The organism is Streptomyces blastmyceticus, assembly GCF_039521185.1.
In the GTDB taxonomy this organism is placed as follows: domain Bacteria; phylum Actinomycetota; class Actinomycetes; order Streptomycetales; family Streptomycetaceae; genus Streptomyces; species Streptomyces blastmyceticus.
In genome coordinates, this window is the sequence record NZ_BAAABW010000021.1 from 160,973 (window position 1) to 179,655 (window position 18,683).

Sequence of the window (18,683 nt, forward strand, 5' to 3'; positions counted from 1 at the left end):
GACGGCGGCATTCCCCGCCGTCCTGCACACCGACGAGCTTGGTAGCCGTGTGGGGCCCGTCACAGGGCACATCACGCCATGCGTGGCCGTGGCTCCGAAAGGCCCGGGCACGCCGCCGAACAAGCCAATGACGCCCCGCGGGAGAATTCGCCCGCCTGTGCGGCCGGTGTCGAGGACCCGTGGTGAGGGCCGGGGGAGACGGATCCGGAAGCCGCGGCGCAATCGGCCGGAAACACCGGACTGGACATCCGTATGCGGTCTGCCCAGCCATACCCTCTTGCGGTCGCCGGCCGGCCCTTGCCGGGGAGCTTCATGCTGTAGGTGACCTGGGTGGCACCGTAACCGCAGTCCGATTCACGATCGATTCGCCCAACGGTCCGGAGCGCCTCGGCTACGGCGAAGTGGCCGTCCTCCGACGCTTCGTCGACGGCCTTGGCCCAGCGGGTGTGACGTCCAGGCCTTGCGTCCTACCTCGATCAGAAGACGTTCCAGGCGGCTTGCGAGTCGCCTTGGCGTAGTGTGCCGAGGCGGTGCATGAGCTGCCGCTCGGCGCGGGTGTCGCCGGAGTCGGCTCGCCTGATGAAAGAGCCGAGCGTGTGCAGGTCGCGTATTCGCGTGAGCACCGCAAGCCCGGGCCAGGAGCTCGGATCGTATCCGTACGCCCGGGTGAACTCGCGCAGCTCCTGAGTGGAGCGCCCGAACCGGGCCGCTCCTTGAAAGACGTTGGCCAGATCGAGTTCCCGGGGACCGAAGGCTGCGTCGTCCCAGTCCCCGAGCCGTACGGAGTTCCCGTCCCAAAGAGTGTTGCCGGGGTAGGCGTCCCCGTGTACGAGACCCGTGCCCAAGGGGAATTCGAGATCCGCATAGGCGGTGGTCAGTTCGGTGATGCAGCCTGCGAGCCATGTGCGCGCCCCGGGTGTCAGGGTCTGGCTGGTGGCGACGGCATCACCCAATGAAGTCAGTGGGCGGAAGTGCGGCAAGTGGATCGGCGCAGGCGGCAGATCGTGGAGTCTCCGCAGCAGCGTGCCCAAGTGCCCGGGTGAGGGAAGAGCGCGGTCTTGCTGGGGATAGTGCTTCCAGAAAGTGACGATGGAGGGCGGGCGACAAATGGGCTGGGGAACGTCCATGGGCTCGACCGAGGGAAACCCCTGAGAAACCAGCCATCGGGTCAGTTCGATCGAGGTGGCGATGCGGTCGGCCTTCACTGACGGACTGACACGCGCGACAGCGCCCCATTCCGGCAGGAGGTATACGGAATTGGCGTGGTTGCGTACCGGCATCAGGTCACCGGAGGGGAGACCGAGATCGCGGCATGCCGCGCGGACAACTTCCTCGGGGCTTGCTTGCGTCGTCGTCATCATGGCGAACGTACCGGGTCGTGGGCGGCCATCACCTCATACCCCCGAGTAAGCTCCGCGAGCTCGCGGGTGGCGGGGTTCCGCGCGATCGCAGGGCTGCGCAACATGGCCTCGACGCGGCCGAGTCCGTTCCCGAGCTGGCGGATCCGTAGGCCGGTCGGCATGGAGACGATCTCTTCCATGAGCTCGGCAGCCTGGGCGAGTTCACCTTGGGCGAGTCGGGCGGTGATGATGTCCACCCGGGCCAGTGACTCGTCACCGTAGGAGCGCTCTTCAGGTGGGCCCGCAGCGTATTCCCTGATGGCTTCACCGGAGAGCTGCTCAGCCCGGGCGTGATCGCCGAGCAGGCTGTAGACGCTGCCGGTGTAGTACTTCTGCTTGGCCGCCGGGAACGACAGCAGGCCGCCGAACTGGGTGAGCTCGTCATGGACCGGGCTCTCCTCTCGCGCGGTGTACATGCGGTCCAGTGATGCCAGTGCACGGGCCCGGTCACCGAGACGTGCGGCGGTACGCGCTTCGATCGCGGCAATGCGGATGCGGGATTCTCCGGCGGGGGCGAGCGCTGCGGCCTCTTCGGCGAACTTCAGTGCCATCCGGGCTCGCGGCGACCATTCGGCGATCAACGCGTAGGTGCCGCGCGTCCACGCCCGCAGGCCTGTGTGATCGGCCTGCCCGGCGCAAGCCCACGCCGTACGGACCTGAGCCAGGGCCGAGCGTTCGTCTCCGAGATTCTGGGAGGCGTGCGCGAGCAGAAGACACGTGGTTCCCGCGAGCATGAACAGATCCCTTGTCTGCGAGGGCCGCTGGCGTCCCTGGATCAAACCGAAGATCCGGTCTCGCACTGTGACGAGGTCCTGGAAGAGCGGGGTCAGTCGAGCGTGCACGTAGGCAGTGGCGATGCGCCCGATCTCCATTGACAGAAACTCCAGCTCATCGTCGTCGACGTTGCTGAGCATGGCTTGCTCGGTGAACGCGAGGGAGCTGGAGGCGGCTTCCGCAGCCAGGCGTAACCCGGTGATGTGCGGATCGGTTGAGTTGTCCGTCGTGTGAGGAGCCCGAGTGGGGGAGGCCCGGAGCGGGAGCGGGGCAAGTTCGGCCGGGGTGCCCAGCGCTTCAAGAAACGCGATGGCCCTGGGGAGTTCCGTCAGCCGCACGGTTCCGGACTCCAGTTTGGACCAGTACGACTGCTGCTCTCCGGCTATACGGGCCAGGTCTTCCTGTCGCAGTCCGGAATGGCGTCGCAGGGCTCGGCACAGTGAACGGAAGTCGAGAGCAGACAGCGCCTCTCGGACCTCGGGCTCTTCCCACACCGTGACCGGCAGTGCCACCGGAGCTGCCGGCCGGACGAGAGGCTGCCGCTCGCATGCCCCGCAGAGGTCCCCATCCACGTTGTACCGGCTCAGTCGGCATCCGCATGCTCCACACTTCCGCTCACTCTTCATGCGATCCCCTTTCGTGGTTTCGCCTGGCCTCCCCGCACCACGCTACTGATCCTGGCAGTGGCTGATATCCCCGACGCGGATATCTCATCCCTTCCGGGATATCCGGATGAGCATGTGCGCAACAGGTGCAACTTCTCTAGAAGTTGGTGTGCGGCCGACGCGAACCGACGTCTACTGCATCACAACGTGGAGGAGTCGACCATGCCTGTTTTTCCTCACACCGGTCACACTGGGGGAGGCCTTACCTACGTGCAGCCGTCGAGCGAAGTCACAAGGGTCGGGCAAGCCGCGATCGAGGACGTCATCCGTGAAGCCACGGCGATGCACCAACTGCTCCCGTCGTTCGGCCGCGTGATGGCGCAGACCGATCGGCTCCGTGACTTCATCGAGGCGACGGCCCCTGAGGTCGAAGCAACCGCCCGGGAACTTCCGGAGACCGACCCGGTCAGGCTGGCGGCGCTGGCCGCGGTGAAGGAGGCTCGCTACCGGCTGGGCCTCGGCCCCGGTGACGGCTACGACTCGGCGGTCACGTGGGCGAGAAGCCTCGGGAGGGCCGCTGATGAGCTCATTCATCATGAGCGGCAACTTTCCGTCTCGTAGGGCCTCTTGTGACATCGCCGTCCAGGTTGAGAGCCGCGGCCAACCTGGGCGACGATGCCACAGGCTCGGGCAGGCTGTGAGGCGTGGAGCAGCAGGATGGGAGACCTTCCGTCAGCCGCAAGAACCGGAGAGCTGCGGTGCGGCAGTCATCTCCCGTGCCAGGTCCGAGAGCCAGTGAGGGGAGTCCGGCGTACGGGCGATCTCGCGCAAGGTCGCCCGCAGCCTGCGGCGGCTGCGTCCGGAGGCGACTTCCTCAAGCAGAGGGGGGATCGACAGCAAGGTCGATTCGCATTCGCGCCATGCCTGGCCGGACGCGTATGCGGTCAGCAAGGCGACGCTGTAGTAGAGGATCACCCGCCGGTTCGAGTTGCTTTCTGTCGCGAGATCAAGGGCGCGTTGCAACTTGGGCACCGCGGCGTTCGGCTCTCCGAGTGCCAGCAGTGATTCGCCTTCGTGCCCCGAGAGTTCGCGTTCGTCCACCCACCAGGTCCACGAAGGGTCGCGGGTGGTGATCGAGTCTTCCAGCCCGCTCCTCGCGGCGGCGAACTCCCTCATCGCCCGCCGGCGAGAGCCTGTATCCGCGAGTGCTCGCGCTTTGCGTATCCGTGCCAGCAACGCCACGCGTGGGGGAACCCTGGAATCGGAGAGAACGTCGTCGGCTATGCGAAGCGATTCGTCCGGCCGGTGATACTCGATGCTGTGCATCGCGAGCATGTCCAGGGCGAACCACTTCATGGGCCGGTCCCCGGCGTGACGTGCCAGCATCTGTGACTCCACGAACGCCGCGCGAGACGATTCCCGCTCGCCCGCGTCGAACAACAGCCAGCCGGCGATTTGTGCCACCTCGGCCACCGTGGAGACGTATTCCGCATGTGAACCGTCAGGGATCAGACCACGGTCGAGCTTGCGTCGCCCCGTTCGCCACACCTGAACGGCGGTGGCGGCTATGGCGTCACCGCCATGCCTGTTGTCGTGGTCGAGTAAGCGGCCGATGGCGGTGCGCATGCGCTCGATATCCACGTCGGAGCTGTTCATGGAGCCTGGCCTACCCGACGTCACGGGGGCCGTCAAGGATCTTTCGGTGACCAGGAGTTGCGGTGCTATCCGTTCGTGAATTCCACCGGCGCGTCGAACGCCGCTCGGCGCGTCGCCCTGCGCAGGGCCTTGAGGATGGTGGGGCCCAGGGTGAGGGTCGCGGTGATCGTGACGATCGCGCGGGGGACGTCCCAGCCCAGGGATGTGGTCAGGCAGTAGGCGAGGAAGCGGGTGAGGTTCTCCGGCAGGGGGTCGCCCGGGACGAAGGAGACGCCTGTGGCCAGGGAGCCGATGTAGGGCCAGCCCTGGAGGTTCATGATCGTGCCGTAGCAGAGGGAGGACAGCGCGCCGTACCCCGCGAGCAGCAGTACCTCGCGGCGGCCCCGCAGCCGGTCGGGGCCCGGGAGGAGGCCCGCGCCCATCGACACCCAGCCCATCGCCAGCATCTGGAACGGCATCCACGGCCCGACCCCGCCTGTCAGCAGCGCCGACGCGAACATCGAAACCGAGCCGAGGACGAAGCCGAAGCCCGGGCCCAGGACCCGGCCCGACAGGACCATCAGGAAGAACATCGGCTCGATCCCGGCCGTGCCCGCGCCCAGCGGCCGCAGGGCCGCGCCCGCCGCCGCGAGCACGCCGAGCATCGCGATGGCCTTCGCGTCCAGACCGGTGTCGGCGATCGTGGCCGCCACGACGGCCAGCAGCAGCGGGAGCAGCGCGGCGAACAGCCACGGCGCGTCCTTGGAGTGGGCGAGCCCGGACGCCGAGTCGGCGAGCAGTGGCCAGCCGAAGGCCGCGATCCCTATCAGGGAGATGAGGACGAGTGCCGCGACGGAGCGGGGCCCCAGGCGGACGGCCCGGGCCTGCCGGTCGGTGACGGTGGCGGGGCGGCGGCCTCGTGGAGTGCCCCGCTCGCCCGCGGCCGGGCGCGGTGGCCGGGCGGTCTCCTCGCCTCCGGGGTTCTTCCTCACGCCGTCGCCTCCGGAGCTTCCAGTGCCGCCTGCACCTGAGGCACCGTCAGCCACGGCAGCGGTGCGAGGATCTTCGCGACCTGAGGGGCGAACGCCGGGGACGCGACCACGACCTCCGCCGTCGGGCCGTCCGCGACGATCTCGCCGTCGGCGATGACCACCACCCGGTGGGCCAGCTCCGCCGCCAGCTCCACGTCGTGCGTGGCCAGGACGATCGCGTGGCCGTCGGAGGCGAGCCCGCGCAGGATCTCCACCAGGCGCTCCTTCGCCGCGTAGTCGAGGCCGCGCGTCGGCTCGTCCAGGAGGATCAGCGGCGGGCGGGCCGTCAGCACCACGGCGAGCGCGAGCGCGAGGCGCTGGCCCTCGGACAGGTCCCGGGGGTGCGTCGCGTCGGACACGCCGGGCAGCAGGTCGTCGACCAGCGCCCGGCACGTACCGGGCTCCGCCCGCGCGTCGCCGTCCGCCGCCTCGCACTCCGCGCCGACCGTGTCCGCGTACAGCAGGTCGCGCGGCTCCTGCGGTACGAGGCCGACGTGGCGCAGGAGTTCGGCGGGGGATGTGCTGTGCGGCTTCAGGCCGCCGACGCGTATGGAGCCGGTGGTGGGGCGGTGCGTGCCGACGAGGGTGCGCAGGAGGGTGGACTTGCCGGCCCCGTTGCGGCCCATGAGGGCGATGGTCTCGCCGGGGTTCACGGTGAGGTCGACGTCGCGCAGGGCGGTGAGGTGGGTGTGGCGGATGGTGAGGCCGGTGGCTTGGGCCGGGGGGTTGTCCCCGGAATTGGGGGCAAGCCCCCGAGCCCCCGTGACGGCCTCGTGAGGGAGCCCCGAGGACGCCAGCCGCTCCTTCAGCGAAGCTGAACGGCGCCGCGCGTCGCGTACCGACAGTGGCAGGGGCGACCAGCCCGCCAGTTTGCCCAGGGCCACCACCGGTGGGTGGACCGGGGAGATCGCCATGATCTCCGCCGGGTCGCCGATGACCGGTGCCGTGCCGGGCGCGGGCAGCAGGATGACCCGGTCCGCGTACTGCACGACCCGCTCCAGCCGGTGTTCGGCCATCAGCACGGTCGTGCCCAGGTCGTGGACGAGGCGCTGGAGCACGGCCAGCACCTCCTCCGCCGCGCCCGGGTCCAGCGCGGACGTCGGCTCGTCGAGTACCAGCACCTCGGGGTGGGTGGTCAGCACCGAGCCGATGGCCACGCGCTGCTGCTGGCCGCCGGACAGGGTGGCGATGGGCCGGTCGCGCAGGGTGGCAAGCCCCAGCAGGTCCAGGGTCTCCTCGACCCGGCGGCGCATCACGGCGGGCGCGACGCCGAGGGACTCCATGCCGTACGCGAGCTCGTCCTCGACCGTGTCGGTGACGAAGTGGGCGAGCGGGTCCTGGCCCACCGTGCCCACCACGTCGGTGAGTTCGCGCGGCCGGTGGGTGCGGGTGTCGCGGCCTGCGACGGTGACGCGGCCGTGCAGCGTGCCGCCGGTGAAGTGCGGTACGAGTCCGCTGACCGTGCCCAGCAGCGTCGACTTGCCGGCCCCCGACGGGCCGACGAGCAGGCAGAGTTCGCCCTCGGGCACGGTGAGGTCCACCCCGCCGAGCGCGGGTGCGGCGGTGTCGTCGTAGGTGACCGACACCTGCTCGAACCGGATCACTGAGGGTCCTCCTCGGACGGGGTGCGGGTGGCGGGGGCCGGCGCCGCGAACGCCGGTATCAGGCCCAGCAGGACGGACACCGCCGGCCACAGCGGCAGCTCCGGTGCCGTCAGGGGGACGGCCGGCGGGTGGAGGGCGGCGGGCGCGTAGGAGTTCGCCCGGATCATCAGGACCGCGACCGCCACGCCCGAGCCGGAGACCAGCCAGGCGCGTACGCCCCAGCGGTCCGGACGGTAGCGCGTACGGACCGACCGGCGGCCGCCCAGCCACAGCCCGGCCAGCGCCGCGGCGAGCCCGGCGGCCAGCACCGGCAGGCCGTAGCCCGCGCCCACGTCGCCGAGCAGCCCGTACGTGCCGGCGCAGACGCCCAGCAGGCCGCCCAGCGTCAGCGCGCTCGTCGTGTGCCGGACGGCGGGCGGGACCTGGGCGGTGCGGCCGTAGCCCCGCGCGTCCATCGCCGCGGCCAGCGCCACCGAACGCTCCAGCGCGCCCTCCAGCACCGGCAGCCCCACCTGGAGCAGGGCCTTGACCCCGCGGTCCGGACGGCCGCGCAACCGGCGTGCGGCGCGCAGGCGTTGGACGTCGGCGACGAGGTTCGGGGCGAAGGTCATGGCGACGACGACCGCCACCCCCGCCTCGTAGAGCGCGCCCGGCAGGGACTTCAGCAGCCGGGCCGGGTTGGCGAGCGCGTTGGCCGCGCCGACGCAGATCAGCAGGGCGGCCAGCTTCAGCCCGTCGTACAGCGCGAAGACCAGGCCCTCGGCCGTCACCCGGCCGCCGATCCGCACGCCCCGCGCCCAGTCCGGGAGCGGCACTTCGGGGAGGGTGACCAGGACGTGCGTGCCGGGGATGGGGGAGCCCAGCACAACCGCGAACACCAGCCGGATGCCGATGACGACCAGCCCGAGCTTGAGGAACGCGCCGTACGAGCGGGCCCACGGCGCGTCCGTGCGCCGCGCCGCCACGACGTAACCGGCGACCCCGACGAGCAGCCCGAGCAGCAGGGGGTTGGTGGTGCGCGACGCGGCGGTGGCCAGGCCGAGCGCCCAGATCCACCAGGCGCCGGCGTGGAGGGCGTCCGCGCGCGCCGCGCGCGTACGCACCTGTTTCGTGGCCTCGGGGGCCTCCGCCGCGAAGCGGCCACGGTTGGGCAGGCGCTCGCCCGGAGCACGGTCCGCCGTACCGGCGGCCGCCGACCGCGGGCCGGGGCGCGGCACCGTCAGCGGTTCGGGGAGCGGCTCGTCCGCGCTCATCCGCGCTTGCGGCGGCGGGCCTGCCAGATGCCCGCGGCGCCGAGGACGACCACGGCGGCGACGCCGCCGATCAGCCCTGCCGAGGGTCCGCCGTCCTCGCCTTCGGAACCGCTGCCGGAACCGCTGCCGGAAGCGGACGGCGCCGCGCTCTCCTTCCCGCTCACCTGCTCGCCGCAACCCGCCTTCGGGTAGCCCGCGATGGCGCACAGCAGCGCTGCGGAGTCGTAGCGCAGCGGCTTGGCGACGGCCGCGAGCGCCTCACCGGCGCTCGCGTCCTTGCCGACCTGCGCGCAGGCCGTACGGGCCGCGGGCGGGGTCTCACCGGCAGGCGCGTCGGCGGCCGACCCGAAGTCGATGGCGACTGCGACGCGCTTGCTGCCGTCCTTCGCCGGGGTGCGGTCGCAGACGGCCCCGAAGTCGGGGGAGGCGGCGGGCTTCGCGGCGTTCCTGGAGTCCTCGCTGACGGCGAACCGGAAGCCGATGGCGTCGCCGTCCGCGGGCCGGGCCGTGGCCGGGCCCTGGGTGGCGTACGCCCAGCTGCCGCCGGAGCCCTCCCAGAAGGACCAGTAGCGGTAGCCGGTCGCGTGGGCGGGCGCGGTGGTCAGCACGGCGAGGAGCCCGGCGAACAGCAGGGTGGCGAGGGCCGCGACCGTCGGCCGCGCCCGGTGGCGCCGTCCCGGATGGCCGGCCATCAAAGCTGGTTCTTCTTCTTGCGGCCGCTCAGGAGGAAGCCCGCGCCGACGCTCGCGACGAAGAAGACGCCGACGACCCACCAGACGCCCAGCCCCTTGTTGTCCTTCGCCTTCTTTTCTTCCTGCTTCTCGTCCTTCTTCTCCGACGGGGAGGCCGCGGCCTCCGCCTTCGGGCCCGTCGCGCCCAGCTGGGACACCAGGTCCGCGCCGCCGAAGTCGCGCGGGTCCGCGCCCGCCGCGTGGGCGGCGAGGACGAGCTGGGCGTACGCGGCGGGGCCCGCCTGCTTGGCCCAGGCGGCGGAGTTCTGCTCCAGCCACTTCAGCGGCTTCGCGGCGGCGTCGCGGTGGCCGCCCGCGGCGAGGGCGATGACGGTCTCGGCGGTGTTGCCGAAGTCGGGGGCGGGCTTGTCGGCGCCGGGCTGGACGGCGGCCAGGTGCGGGCCGTCCTTCTCCTTGTCCATGATCCGCGCGAGGTACGCGGACGCGGCACCCGCGGCGGCCTTCGGGTCGGACGTCCCGGCCTCGTCGCCCTTGCAGGGCAGCGGCTTCGGGTCCACGTTGTCCTTGCCCGCGGGCTCCGCCGCGTAGCCCTTGCCGAGCCCGGCGAGGGCGACCGCGGCCGTGGCGTCGGCGTTGGCGGCGAGCTTGCCGGACTTGTCGGGCTGGTAGGCGAACGCGCCCCGGTCCGCCTCGTCGACGTCGCAGCCCAGCTGGAAGGCGACGAGCCCGTCGTAGGCCGAGGTGCCCCTCTTGGAGGTGACCTTCGCGGGGTCCTGGCCCGCGGCCGCCAGCGCGCCGATCACGATCGACGTGGAGTTGGCGTCGCTCGGGCCGCCGGGGTTGTAGCTCCAGCCGCCGTCCTCGTTCTGCGTGGACTTCAGCCACCCCACGGCCTTGGTCACGGCGGGGCCGTGCCCGCCGAGCGCGGCGAGCGCCTGGACGGCGGCGGCCGTCGCGTTGCTGTCGAGCGGGGTCTTCGCGTCGCACGCCTTGCCGGCGTCGGCGCGGTAGGCGGTGAAGCCGCCGTCCGCGCACTGCTGCCCGGCCAGCCAGTCGACGGCCTGCTTCGGCGACGCGACGCCCGCCGTGTGCTGGGCGAGGAGGGCCATGGACTGCCGGAAGACACCGTCGAACTTCGGGTCCGAGGCGCCGAACAGGCCGGGGGCCGCCGGGGACGGGGACGCGTCGGCGGACGCTGCCGGTGCCAGGCCCGCGCCGAGTACGGCGGCGGTGGCCAGGGCCGCGGCGCCGCGGCGCGCGTGGACGGCGAAGGAGGGGGCCATGGGGTCGGTGCCTCTCGGTGGGTGTCACTGCGGTGGTCCGGCGACGCCGGGATACGGGGTGGTACGGGCGGTCACAGCCGCGCACGGCAGCCCCTCCGCGCCTGTCACCGCGCGGTGGCACCGGGCTCGGCTCCGTATACCTCGACGGTGCCGGTGGACCGGGCCGCGCCGTGGGCGGCGCGATTCGGATCCGGGAGCCTGCCGCCTGGGCCCGGGTGGTCCGGCTCGTACGGCCGCGCCGGGGCGGGGCCGTACTTCACGGTTGCGGGTCAGCGCCGGATTCGCACCGGCTTTCCCCGTTCCGAGGCGGGATGAAGTTGTCACGGACACTTTAGCCGTCGGTCCGGCCGCGCCCCGTACCCCCGCACACCCCGGTCACACGGCGACGTAGGTCACCGGCGGGCCGCCCCGCACGGCCTCCGCGTGGCCGAGGGCGACCAGGTGGCGCAGGTGGGCCTCGGCCTCGGCGACGGCGATGTTGCGGGAGCCGTAGGGGATGCGCGACCAGGGGCGGTTCCACTCCATCGACTCGGTGAGCTGCCAGAGCGTGCGCGGGGAGGCGAGGAGCGCGCGCAGCGACGCGAGCCGGGCCCGGTGGTGGGCGAGGAGCTCGCGCACGCGCCCGGGGGCGTCGGTGAAGGCGTACTGGTGGGCGGGCAGCACCTCGGCGGGGCTAAGGAGGGCGACGCGTTCGAGGGAGGAGAGGTAGTCGCCGAGCGGGTCCCCGGCGGCTGGCCCGCCGGGGAACTCGTACAGCCCGATGTGCGGGGTGACGCCCGGCAGCAGGTGGTCGCCGGAGAAGAGCCGGCCGTGGCCCGCGCGGCCGAGCGGGTGGGCCTCCTCCAGGTGGAGGCAGACGTGGCCGGGGGTGTGGCCGGGGGTCCAGATGGCGCGCAGCCTGCGGCCGGGCAGGTCGAGGAGCTCGCCGGGCGCGATCTCGCGGTCGGGCAGCGCGGCCCGGCTGCCGGGCAGCGGGCGGGCGCGGCCCCGGGCGCGGGCCGCCTCGACGGGGGCCAGGTGCTCCTCGGGCGCCCCGGCGGCCACGAGCTTCGCCACGAGCTGGTCGAGCCACTGCCCGGGCGGGGCCGCGCGCAGGCGGCGGACCAGGTGCGCGTCGGCGGGGTGCATCGCGATCCAGGCGCCGGAGACCTCGCGGACCCGGGCGGACAGGCCGTGGTGGTCGGGGTGGTGGTGGGTGACGAGGACGCCGTGCAGCTCGGTGACGGACGTGCCGCACGCGCCGAGCCCCGCGACGAGCGTGTCCCAGGAGGCGGGGTCGTCCCAGCCCGTGTCGACGAGGACCGGGCCGCGGTCGGTGTCCAGGAGGTGGACGAGGGTGTGGCCGAGCGGGTTGTCCGGGATGGGGACGGGGATGGACACCACCCCGCCGCCGTGGTCGGTCACCTGAGGCATGGCTCCCCCCGTCGCCGACGGGCGTCGGCCATTGCCCACTATAACGAGAACTGGTAACAGTTCTGACGTAGCGTCAGAAGAGCCGCCGGGCTCGGCGGCCACGCGGGAGGCGAGCTGACATGACGCAATTCACCGAGCACGCACGGCTCTTCATCGGCGGCACCTGGGCCGACCCGGCAGGGACGGACACCATCGACGTCGTCTCGCCGCACACCGAAACCGTCATCGGACGCGTGCCCCACGCCTCCCGCGAGGACGTCGACCGGGCCGTCGCCGCGGCCCGCACCGCCTTCGACTCCGGCGTCTGGGCACAGACACCGCTCGCCGAGCGGCTCGACGTCGTCACCCGCATCAAGGACGGCATCGCCGCCCGCCACGAGGAGATCGCCCGGGTCATCTCCGCGCAGAACGGCTCCCCCTACTCCTGGAGCGTCCTCGCGCAGGCCCTCGGCGCGATGATGGTGTGGGACTGCGCGATCGGCGTCGCGAGGGGCATCCCGTACGAGGAGCGGCGTGCCGGGGTCCTCGGGCCGCTGCTCGTGCGGCGCGAGCCCGTCGGTGTGGTCGCGGCCGTCGCCCCGTGGAACGTCCCGCAGTTCGTGGCCGCCGCGAAGCTCGCGCCCGCGCTGCTCACGGGCTGTTCCGTGGTGCTCAAGCCGGCGCCCGAAACATCTCTGGACGCCTACATCCTGGCCGAGATCGCCGCGGAGGCCGGGCTGCCGGAAGGCGTCCTGTCCGTCCTGCCCGCCGGGCGCGAGGTCGGCGAGTACCTCGTCGGGCACCCCGGCGTCGACAAGGTGTCCTTCACCGGATCGGTCGCCTCCGGCAAGCGCGTCATGGAGGTCGCCGCCCGCAACCTCACCCGCGTCACCCTCGAACTCGGCGGCAAATCCGCCGCGATCATCCTCCCCGACGCCGACCTGGAGGCCGCCGTCGCGGGCATCGTGCCCAGCGCCTGGATGAACAACGGCCAGGCGTGCGTCGCCCAGACCCGCATCCTCGTCCCCCGCGTCCACTACGACGAACTGGCCGGGCGCTTCGCCGCGGCGGCCGACGCCCTCGTCGTCGGCGACCCCCTCGACCCCGCCACCCAGGTCGGCCCCCTCGTCGCCGAGCGGCAGCAGCGCCGCTCCCTGGACTACATCGCGCTCGGACAGCGCGAGGGCGCCAAGGTCCTCGCCGGCGGCGGCCGCCCGGCCGCGCCCGGCCGCGGCTGGTACGTCGAGCCCACCCTCTTCGGCGAGGTCACCAACACCATGCGGATCGCCCGCGAGGAGATCTTCGGCCCGGTCATCTGCCTGCTGCCCTACGAGGACGAGGAGGAGGCCGTGCGCATCGCCGACGACTCCGACTACGGCCTCTCCGGCAGCGTCTGGACCGCCGACGTCGAACGCGGCATCGCCGTCGCCCGGCGCGTGCGCACCGGCACCTACTCCGTGAACACCTTCAGCCTCGACATGCTCGGCCCCTTCGGCGGCTACAAGAACTCCGGCCTGGGCCGCGAGTTCGGCCCCGAGGGCTTCGCCGCCTACCAGGAACACAAGATGATCCACCTGCCCGCGGGGTACGAGGGCTGATGCCCGCCGACGCCGAGCGCTGGCGGGTGACGGTGGACCGCACCGTATGCGTCGGCTCGGGCCTGTGCGCGGCCACGGCGCCGGACGCCTTCCGCCTCGACGCGGCCCGCCGCTCCCACCCGGTGGAGGAGGAGACGGCAGCGTCCGAAGCGGTGCTGGAGGCGGCGGAGTCGTGCCCGGTGGAGGCGATCACGATCCGGAGCGCGGAGGGAGTGGTCTTCCCGCTGGAGGAGCAGGACGGTGCGTGAGCAGGGGCCTCCCCGATGAGTCCGGGGAGGTCCCTCAGTCGGATCGGGGACTAACTAGGTGCCGTTGATTATTCCTGAGCGGAAGGCGGCCCACTCGTCCGCGGTGTAGCGCAGGTCGGGGCGTTCGGGGTTCTTCGAGTCGCGTACGGCCATGCCGCCGTCGGGGAGATCGGCGATCTCGACGCATGACGCGCCGCCGTTGCTGTCGGGCGACTTACGCCAACTCGCGCCGGTGAGGTCTATGGCGTAGAGGTCCTCCTTGCAGTCCATGGCTACAAGGTGCCGTTAGTTATTCCTGAGCGGAAGGCGGCCCACTCGTTGGCGGTGTAGCGCAGGTCGGGGCGGTTGGGGTTCTTGCTGTCGCGTATGGCGACGCCGCCGCCCGGCAGGTCGGTTATCTCGACGCAGTGTTCGTTGGTGTTGCTGTCCGGTGACTTGCGCCAGACTGCGCCGGTGAGGTCTATGGCGTACAGGTCTTTCTTGCAGTCCATGACTAATCCTTCTCCATGGTCTTCTTGATGATCTCCCGCGACTGGTCCACGGGGAGTGCGGCAGCGACGGTGCGGTCGAAGGAGGCTTCGAAGACTGCGACGTCGTCGGTGCCCTCCACAAACTGGCCTCCGACGACGTTCTCGGTGAGCACGACGGTCGGCCACGGGGAGGGGAAGCGGACGATTTCGAACAGGCCCATCATGGCCGGGTTCGGGGCCATGGCCATCGGTAGGATCTGGATGGTGATGTTCGGCAGTTCTGCCATGTCGAGCAGGTGCCGGAGCTGGGCACGCATCAACGTCGGCTGGGATGCGAAACGCTGGTGCAGCACGGCTTCGTGGATGACAGCCCAGAAGTTCAGCGGGGGTCGCTCGCCTTGGCGACTCGTCGTCAGTACGGCCTGCCGGGCCTTGCGGACTTCGGCGAGGGCGTTGACTTCGTCGGCCGGGCGCCAATATGAGCCTGTAGCGATGATCTCGCGGGCGTAGGCTCCGGTCTGGAACAGGCCCGGGATCAGGTTCGGTGAGCAGATGCGCGTGCTCTCGGCGTCGGATTCCAAGGAGAGGTAGTCCTTGTATCCGGAGGCGACGACATCCCCGTACGTCTGCCACCAGCCTCTCTTGCCGGCATCCCTGACCAGGCCCTCGATCGCCATGAGGACGTCCGGCGCGTCCACGCCGTAGATACCGAGGATCTTGCTTGCCTCAGCGGGGCGGATGTGCGCCTTGGCGTTCTCGATCTTGGACAGTTTGGTGCGGTCCCATCCCATGATCTCGGCGACCTGATCGAGGCTCATGCCCGCTTGGTTGCGGAACTTGCGGAGCGCTTCACCGAGGCGCCGCCTCCGCAGAGTCGGCTGGGCTGGTTGGTTCGGCATGGGCTGATCGTCCTCCAGGGTGGCGAACTGCCGTGCAAAGGTGCCGGGTTGGGCCTTGCGGGTTGCATTGTGCCCCCAGTCGGTTGGCTACGTCGATGGAACGGAAATTCGGTATGTGCCAATGCGGGTAGCTAGGTTGCTTGCCGGGGTTCCGAGTGGGCATCCTGCATGAGTCGAGGTGAGGCGCGTTACGCAAGCGCCAGCCCGGCCATTTCATGCGCGACGCCCCGCCGCGCCCACCCGCACCCACTCATACGGAGCCACCCCATGCCCTGCTTCCCCGGCACCGCCGTAGCCCCACCGCTGTCCCGCCCGACGCTTCAGCAGCGGCTCAAGTCCCAGCACCCCCTCGTCGAGGAGCCGCCGGAGGCTCGTCCCGAAGAAGAGGGCGACGCCACCCCGGCCGAGACCGACGCGCCGTGAGGGCGCTCATCCGGCTGGGGCGCCGCCTGCTGCGCCTTGCGAGGGCCCAAGGGGAGGGCGCCCCCATGGTTGAACCCCCGCCCTTCCGCGGCCTGGTGGAAGCACCGCCCGTGCCCCACAGCAGCGGCCCGCCCTCCTGGCCGACCCGGGAGGAGTGCGGTCTGTGCTCCCGGTACCAGGCCACCGTCGAGCAGGCCGACGAGCTCGGGTACCCCGCCCACGCCGCCTCGTACCGCACGGCGTGGGACCGGCACCGCGCGGAGATCGCCCACAAAGAGATGGCCGTGTGACCCTGCGCGCCCGCATACCCCCGGGAGCAGTTCGGAGGCGTAGGGGCGCCCGGGGCGGCCCCGTGCGCCCTCGGTCGGACCGTCCGCCCCCGGTTACTCATGCGTACCGCACTGCCTGTTCATGACAGCTGTGACTGTTCCGCCCCCTCGGGCCGTGGAAATCTCGACGCAACGCAGCCGAGGGGGAATCGATGGACAAGCGGTACGAGGTCTACTGCCTGGCCGACAGGCACTTCTACGAGACCCCGGACCGCCTGTCCGCAGCCGGGGAGGGTGTCGAGGGGGCGGGTGCGGGCGCGCTGTTCGAGACCGCGCGGCGCCCGGTCCCGGCGGGCTGGGACACCGCCCGCAGCGGCGACTGGCTCCACCTCCTGCCGCTCGACGACACCGGCGGACCCCGGCCCGGACAGCCGCTCCAGGGCTGGAAGATCCATGTGTCCGCCACTGCGGACACCGCCGACAAGACCGCCGCCGACGTCTGGGACTACTGCGTCGAACGCGGCATCCCCTTCAAGTTCGTGCCGGGCCCGCACCTGCTGCACCTGCGCAACACCAAATACGCCGGGCGCGACCACAGCGGGAAGTTCATCACCGTCTACCCCGCCGACGAGGAGCAGCTGCGCACCACGCTCACCGAGCTGCACGGGATCGTCGGCGGTCGGCCCGGCCCGTACGTCCTCACCGACCTGCGCTGGCACGAGGGCCCGCTCTACGTCCGCTACGGCGCCTTCGCCCGCCGGTTCTGCGTCGACGAGCGCGGCACGCTCGTGCCCGCCGTCGAGAACGGCGAGGGGCAGCTCGTGCCCGACGCGCGGACGCCCGCGTTCCAGGTGCCCGGGTGGGTCACCCTCCCCGCCTTCCTCGAACCCCACCTCGCGGCCCGCAACGCCACGACCGTCGGCGACATCCCGTACCGCATCGAGAAGGCCCTGCACTTCTCCAACGGCGGTGGCGTCTACGCGGGCACCGACACCCGCGACGGCCGCAAGGTCGTCCTCAAGGAGGGGCGCCCGCACGCCGGGCTCGCCTCCGACGGTGCCGACGCCGTGGCCCGGCTGGAGCGCGAGAAGGCGGCGCTGGAGCGGCTGACCGGCCTCGGCGTCGCCCCCGAGGTGCGCGACTGGTTCACGCTCGGCGACCACAGCTTCCTCGTCATGGACTTCATCGAGGGCCGCACCCTCAACTCCTTCTTCGCCGAACGGCACCCGCTGCTCGCCGCCGACCCCGACCCCGCCGCCACGGCCGACTACACCGCCTGGGCGCTGCGCATCCACCGCGCGGTCCAGGAGGCGGTCGACGCGGTGCACGCCAGGGGCCTGGTCTTCAACGACCTGCACATGTTCAACATCATGGTCGCGCCCGACGAACGCTCCGTCGCCCTCATCGACTTCGAGGCCGCCGCCCCCGCCGCCGAGCACGGCCGGCAGGTCGTCGCCCACCCCGGCTTCTTCGCGCCGCCGGACCGCAGGGGCGCCGACGTGGACCGCTACGCCCTGGCCTGCCTGCGGCTCGCGCTGTTCCTGCCCGTCACGATGCTGTTCGTCATCGACCGGGGGAAGGCCGCGCATCTGGCCGAGGTGATCGCGGAGCAGTTCCCCGTACCGCGGGAGTTCCTCGACGAGGCGGTCGCCGAGATCACCCGCGACGCGCCCGTCGCCGAACTGCCCGGCAAGCAGGCCGGCATGGCGCCCCGCGCGGGCCGGGCCGGCGACGCGCCCGCGCTGCCCGAGGCGGGCGACTGGCCGCGCAGCCGGGACTCGATGGTCCGCGCGATCCTCGCCTCCGCGACGCCCGACCGCGACGACCGGCTCTTCCCCGGTGACATCGCCCAGTTCACCGACGGCGGCGGCCTCGGGCTGGCGCACGGCGCCGCCGGTGTGCTGCACGCCTTCGCCGAGACGGGCGCCGAGCGCTACGAAGAGGGCGAGCAGTGGCTGCTCGACCACACCGACCCGCTGCCTCTCGGCACCCCGCTCGGCCTCTACGACGGCATCGCCGGGGTCGCCCTCACCCTCGACCGCCTCGGCCACACCGCCCGCGCCCTCGACCTGACCACGACCGTGCTCGGCGAGAAGTGGCAGCGCCTGACCTCCGACCTCAAGAGCGGCCTGGCCGGGGTCGGCCTCGCCCTCGACCACCTCGCCCGCACCACGGGTGAACGGCAGCTCCACGACCGGGCGTTGGAGGCCGCCCAGCTCCTCGCCGACCGGCTGGCCGCCGACACCGCGGCACCCGCGGACCGCACCCGCCGCCGCGCCGGGCTCACCCGCGGCTGCGCGGGCCAGGCACTGCTCTTCCTGCGGCTGTACGAGCGCACGCGCGCCCCCGCCCTCCTCGACCTCGCCGGAACGGCCCTGCGCGCGGACCTCGACCGCTGCGTACGACGCGACAACGGCGCCCTCGAAGTGGACGAGGGCTGGCGGGTCATGCCCTACCTCGGCGACGGCAGCGTGGGCATCGGCATGGTCCTCGACGACTACCTCGCCCTGTGCCCGGACCCCGACCCCTCCTTCGCCGAGGCGCGCGAGGGCATCCTCATCGCGGCCCGGTCCCGCTTCTACGCGCAGCCCGGCCTCTTCCAGGGCCGCGCCGGGATGATCCTGCACCTCAGCCGCACCACGACACCGGGCGCGGAACCGGAGCACCTGGCCGCACAGGTGCGGGCACTCGACTGGTACGCCATGGCCTACGAGCGCGAACTCGCCTTCCCCGGCAGTCAGATGATGCGCCTGTCCATGGACCTCACCACCGGAACAGCGGGCTGCCTGCTCGCCCTGGGCGCGGCCCACGGCGACGCCCACCTGCCGTTCCTCGCGCCCCCACGGGCGCCCAGGAGCCGACTCCATGCCGTTGTGGAGCCGTGACAAGGAAAACACCCGTCCCCACGAAAGGAACGACCATGGCACTTCTCGACCTGCAGAACATGGAATCCGAAGAGCTGCACGGCGGCGGTGGCGGTGCGAGCACCGTCAGCCTGCTCTCCTGCATCAGCGACGCGAGCATCCTGCTCTGTCTGTGACGAGACCTCGGGCGGGCCTTCCTCTCAGGGGAGGGCCCGCCCGGGCGTACTGCGGAGGTGGCGACGG

General features: G+C 71.9%; 18 protein-coding genes and 1 pseudogene. 7 read left to right on the top strand and 12 right to left on the bottom strand.

The window, feature by feature from the left end:
- Positions 1-476: 476 nt before the first annotated feature.
- Both ABD269_RS19500 and ABD269_RS19505 read right to left on the bottom strand, forming a co-directional pair.
- Entirely contained in the window at positions 477-1,361 is an 885-nt protein-coding gene (locus ABD269_RS19500; RefSeq protein WP_344119451.1) for a phosphotransferase enzyme family protein, read from the bottom strand.
- The gene (locus ABD269_RS19505; RefSeq protein WP_344119453.1) at positions 1,358-2,686 is read right to left on the bottom strand and encodes a helix-turn-helix domain-containing protein; all 1,329 of its coding nucleotides are present in this window, start codon (positions 2,684-2,686) and stop codon (positions 1,358-1,360) included. Before ABD269_RS19505 ends, ABD269_RS19500 begins: the two co-directional genes overlap by 4 nt.
- Positions 2,687-2,857: 171 nt before the next feature.
- On the opposite strand from ABD269_RS19505, the gene ABD269_RS19510 reads away from it, so the two are divergent.
- Positions 2,858-3,400 (top strand): DUF6415 family natural product biosynthesis protein, encoded by a 543-nt coding sequence (locus ABD269_RS19510; protein WP_344119455.1) that lies wholly within the window; start codon positions 2,858-2,860, stop codon positions 3,398-3,400.
- Between the two features lie 111 nt (positions 3,401-3,511).
- Here ABD269_RS19510 and ABD269_RS19515 read toward each other — a convergent pair.
- The 7 genes and pseudogenes from ABD269_RS19515 to ABD269_RS19545 form a co-directional block, all read right to left on the bottom strand.
- Positions 3,512-4,576: pseudogene (locus ABD269_RS19515) on the bottom strand (NsdA family TPR-like regulatory protein); the annotation flags it as partial.
- Positions 4,501-5,406, bottom strand: coding sequence for an ECF transporter S component (locus ABD269_RS19520; RefSeq protein WP_425572929.1), 906 nt, complete (start codon positions 5,404-5,406; stop codon positions 4,501-4,503). The gene ABD269_RS19520 and the pseudogene ABD269_RS19515, both read right to left, overlap by 76 nt.
- A complete protein-coding gene (locus ABD269_RS19525; RefSeq protein WP_344119459.1) occupies positions 5,403-7,049 on the bottom strand; it encodes an ABC transporter ATP-binding protein in 1,647 nt (548 codons plus the stop codon). Before ABD269_RS19525 ends, ABD269_RS19520 begins: the two co-directional genes overlap by 4 nt.
- Positions 7,046-8,302, bottom strand: coding sequence for an energy-coupling factor transporter transmembrane component T (locus tag ABD269_RS19530; protein WP_344119461.1), 1,257 nt, complete (start codon positions 8,300-8,302; stop codon positions 7,046-7,048). The genes ABD269_RS19525 and ABD269_RS19530 overlap by 4 nt, the downstream gene beginning before the upstream one ends.
- Positions 8,299-8,994: an SCO2322 family protein gene (locus ABD269_RS19535; protein WP_344119463.1), complete on the bottom strand. Its 696-nt coding sequence runs from the start codon at positions 8,992-8,994 to the stop codon at positions 8,299-8,301. The genes ABD269_RS19530 and ABD269_RS19535 overlap by 4 nt, the downstream gene beginning before the upstream one ends.
- Positions 8,994-10,277, bottom strand: coding sequence for an SCO2321 family membrane protein (locus ABD269_RS19540; protein ID WP_344119465.1), 1,284 nt, complete (start codon positions 10,275-10,277; stop codon positions 8,994-8,996). Before ABD269_RS19540 ends, ABD269_RS19535 begins: the two co-directional genes overlap by 1 nt.
- 375 nt (positions 10,278-10,652) lie before the next feature.
- A complete protein-coding gene (locus ABD269_RS19545; protein ID WP_344119467.1) occupies positions 10,653-11,690 on the bottom strand; it encodes a Strvi_7410 family MBL fold metallo-hydrolase in 1,038 nt (345 codons plus the stop codon).
- Between the two features lie 119 nt (positions 11,691-11,809).
- On the opposite strand from ABD269_RS19545, the gene ABD269_RS19550 reads away from it, so the two are divergent.
- The gene (locus tag ABD269_RS19550; protein WP_344119469.1) at positions 11,810-13,267 is read left to right on the top strand and encodes an aldehyde dehydrogenase; all 1,458 of its coding nucleotides are present in this window, start codon (positions 11,810-11,812) and stop codon (positions 13,265-13,267) included.
- Positions 13,267-13,515, top strand: coding sequence for a ferredoxin (locus ABD269_RS19555; RefSeq protein WP_344119471.1), 249 nt, complete (start codon positions 13,267-13,269; stop codon positions 13,513-13,515). The genes ABD269_RS19550 and ABD269_RS19555 overlap by 1 nt, the downstream gene beginning before the upstream one ends.
- 54 nt (positions 13,516-13,569) lie before the next feature.
- Here ABD269_RS19555 and ABD269_RS19560 read toward each other — a convergent pair whose 3' ends face one another.
- The 3 genes from ABD269_RS19560 to ABD269_RS19570 are packed head-to-tail and all read right to left on the bottom strand — an operon-like array spanning position 13,570 to position 14,884.
- Positions 13,570-13,785, bottom strand: coding sequence for a DUF397 domain-containing protein (locus tag ABD269_RS19560; RefSeq protein ID WP_344119473.1), 216 nt, complete (start codon positions 13,783-13,785; stop codon positions 13,570-13,572).
- Positions 13,786-13,787: 2 nt separating this feature from the next.
- Positions 13,788-14,006, bottom strand: a complete 219-nt coding sequence (locus ABD269_RS19565) for a DUF397 domain-containing protein (RefSeq protein ID WP_344119475.1) — start codon at positions 14,004-14,006, stop codon at positions 13,788-13,790.
- Between the two features lie 2 nt (positions 14,007-14,008).
- Positions 14,009-14,884: a helix-turn-helix domain-containing protein gene (locus tag ABD269_RS19570; RefSeq protein ID WP_344119477.1), complete on the bottom strand. Its 876-nt coding sequence runs from the start codon at positions 14,882-14,884 to the stop codon at positions 14,009-14,011.
- A gap of 267 nt (positions 14,885-15,151) precedes the next feature.
- Between ABD269_RS19570 and ABD269_RS19575 the strand changes: the two genes are divergently transcribed.
- From ABD269_RS19575 to ABD269_RS19590, 4 genes are all read left to right on the top strand, one after another.
- Positions 15,152-15,307, top strand: coding sequence for a hypothetical protein (locus ABD269_RS19575; RefSeq protein WP_301887736.1), 156 nt, complete (start codon positions 15,152-15,154; stop codon positions 15,305-15,307).
- 65 nt (positions 15,308-15,372) lie between these two features.
- Entirely contained in the window at positions 15,373-15,597 is a 225-nt protein-coding gene (locus ABD269_RS19580) for a hypothetical protein (protein ID WP_344119480.1), read from the top strand.
- Positions 15,598-15,788: 191 nt separating this feature from the next.
- A complete protein-coding gene (gene lanKC, locus ABD269_RS19585) occupies positions 15,789-18,461 on the top strand; it encodes a class III lanthionine synthetase LanKC (RefSeq protein WP_344119482.1) in 2,673 nt (890 codons plus the stop codon).
- Positions 18,462-18,496: 35 nt separating this feature from the next.
- Positions 18,497-18,616 carry a SapB/AmfS family lanthipeptide gene (locus ABD269_RS19590; RefSeq protein ID WP_301887739.1) on the top strand — a complete coding sequence of 40 codons (120 nt, stop codon included), beginning with the start codon at positions 18,497-18,499 and terminating at the stop codon, positions 18,614-18,616.
- The last annotated feature ends 67 nt before the right edge of the window (positions 18,617-18,683 follow it).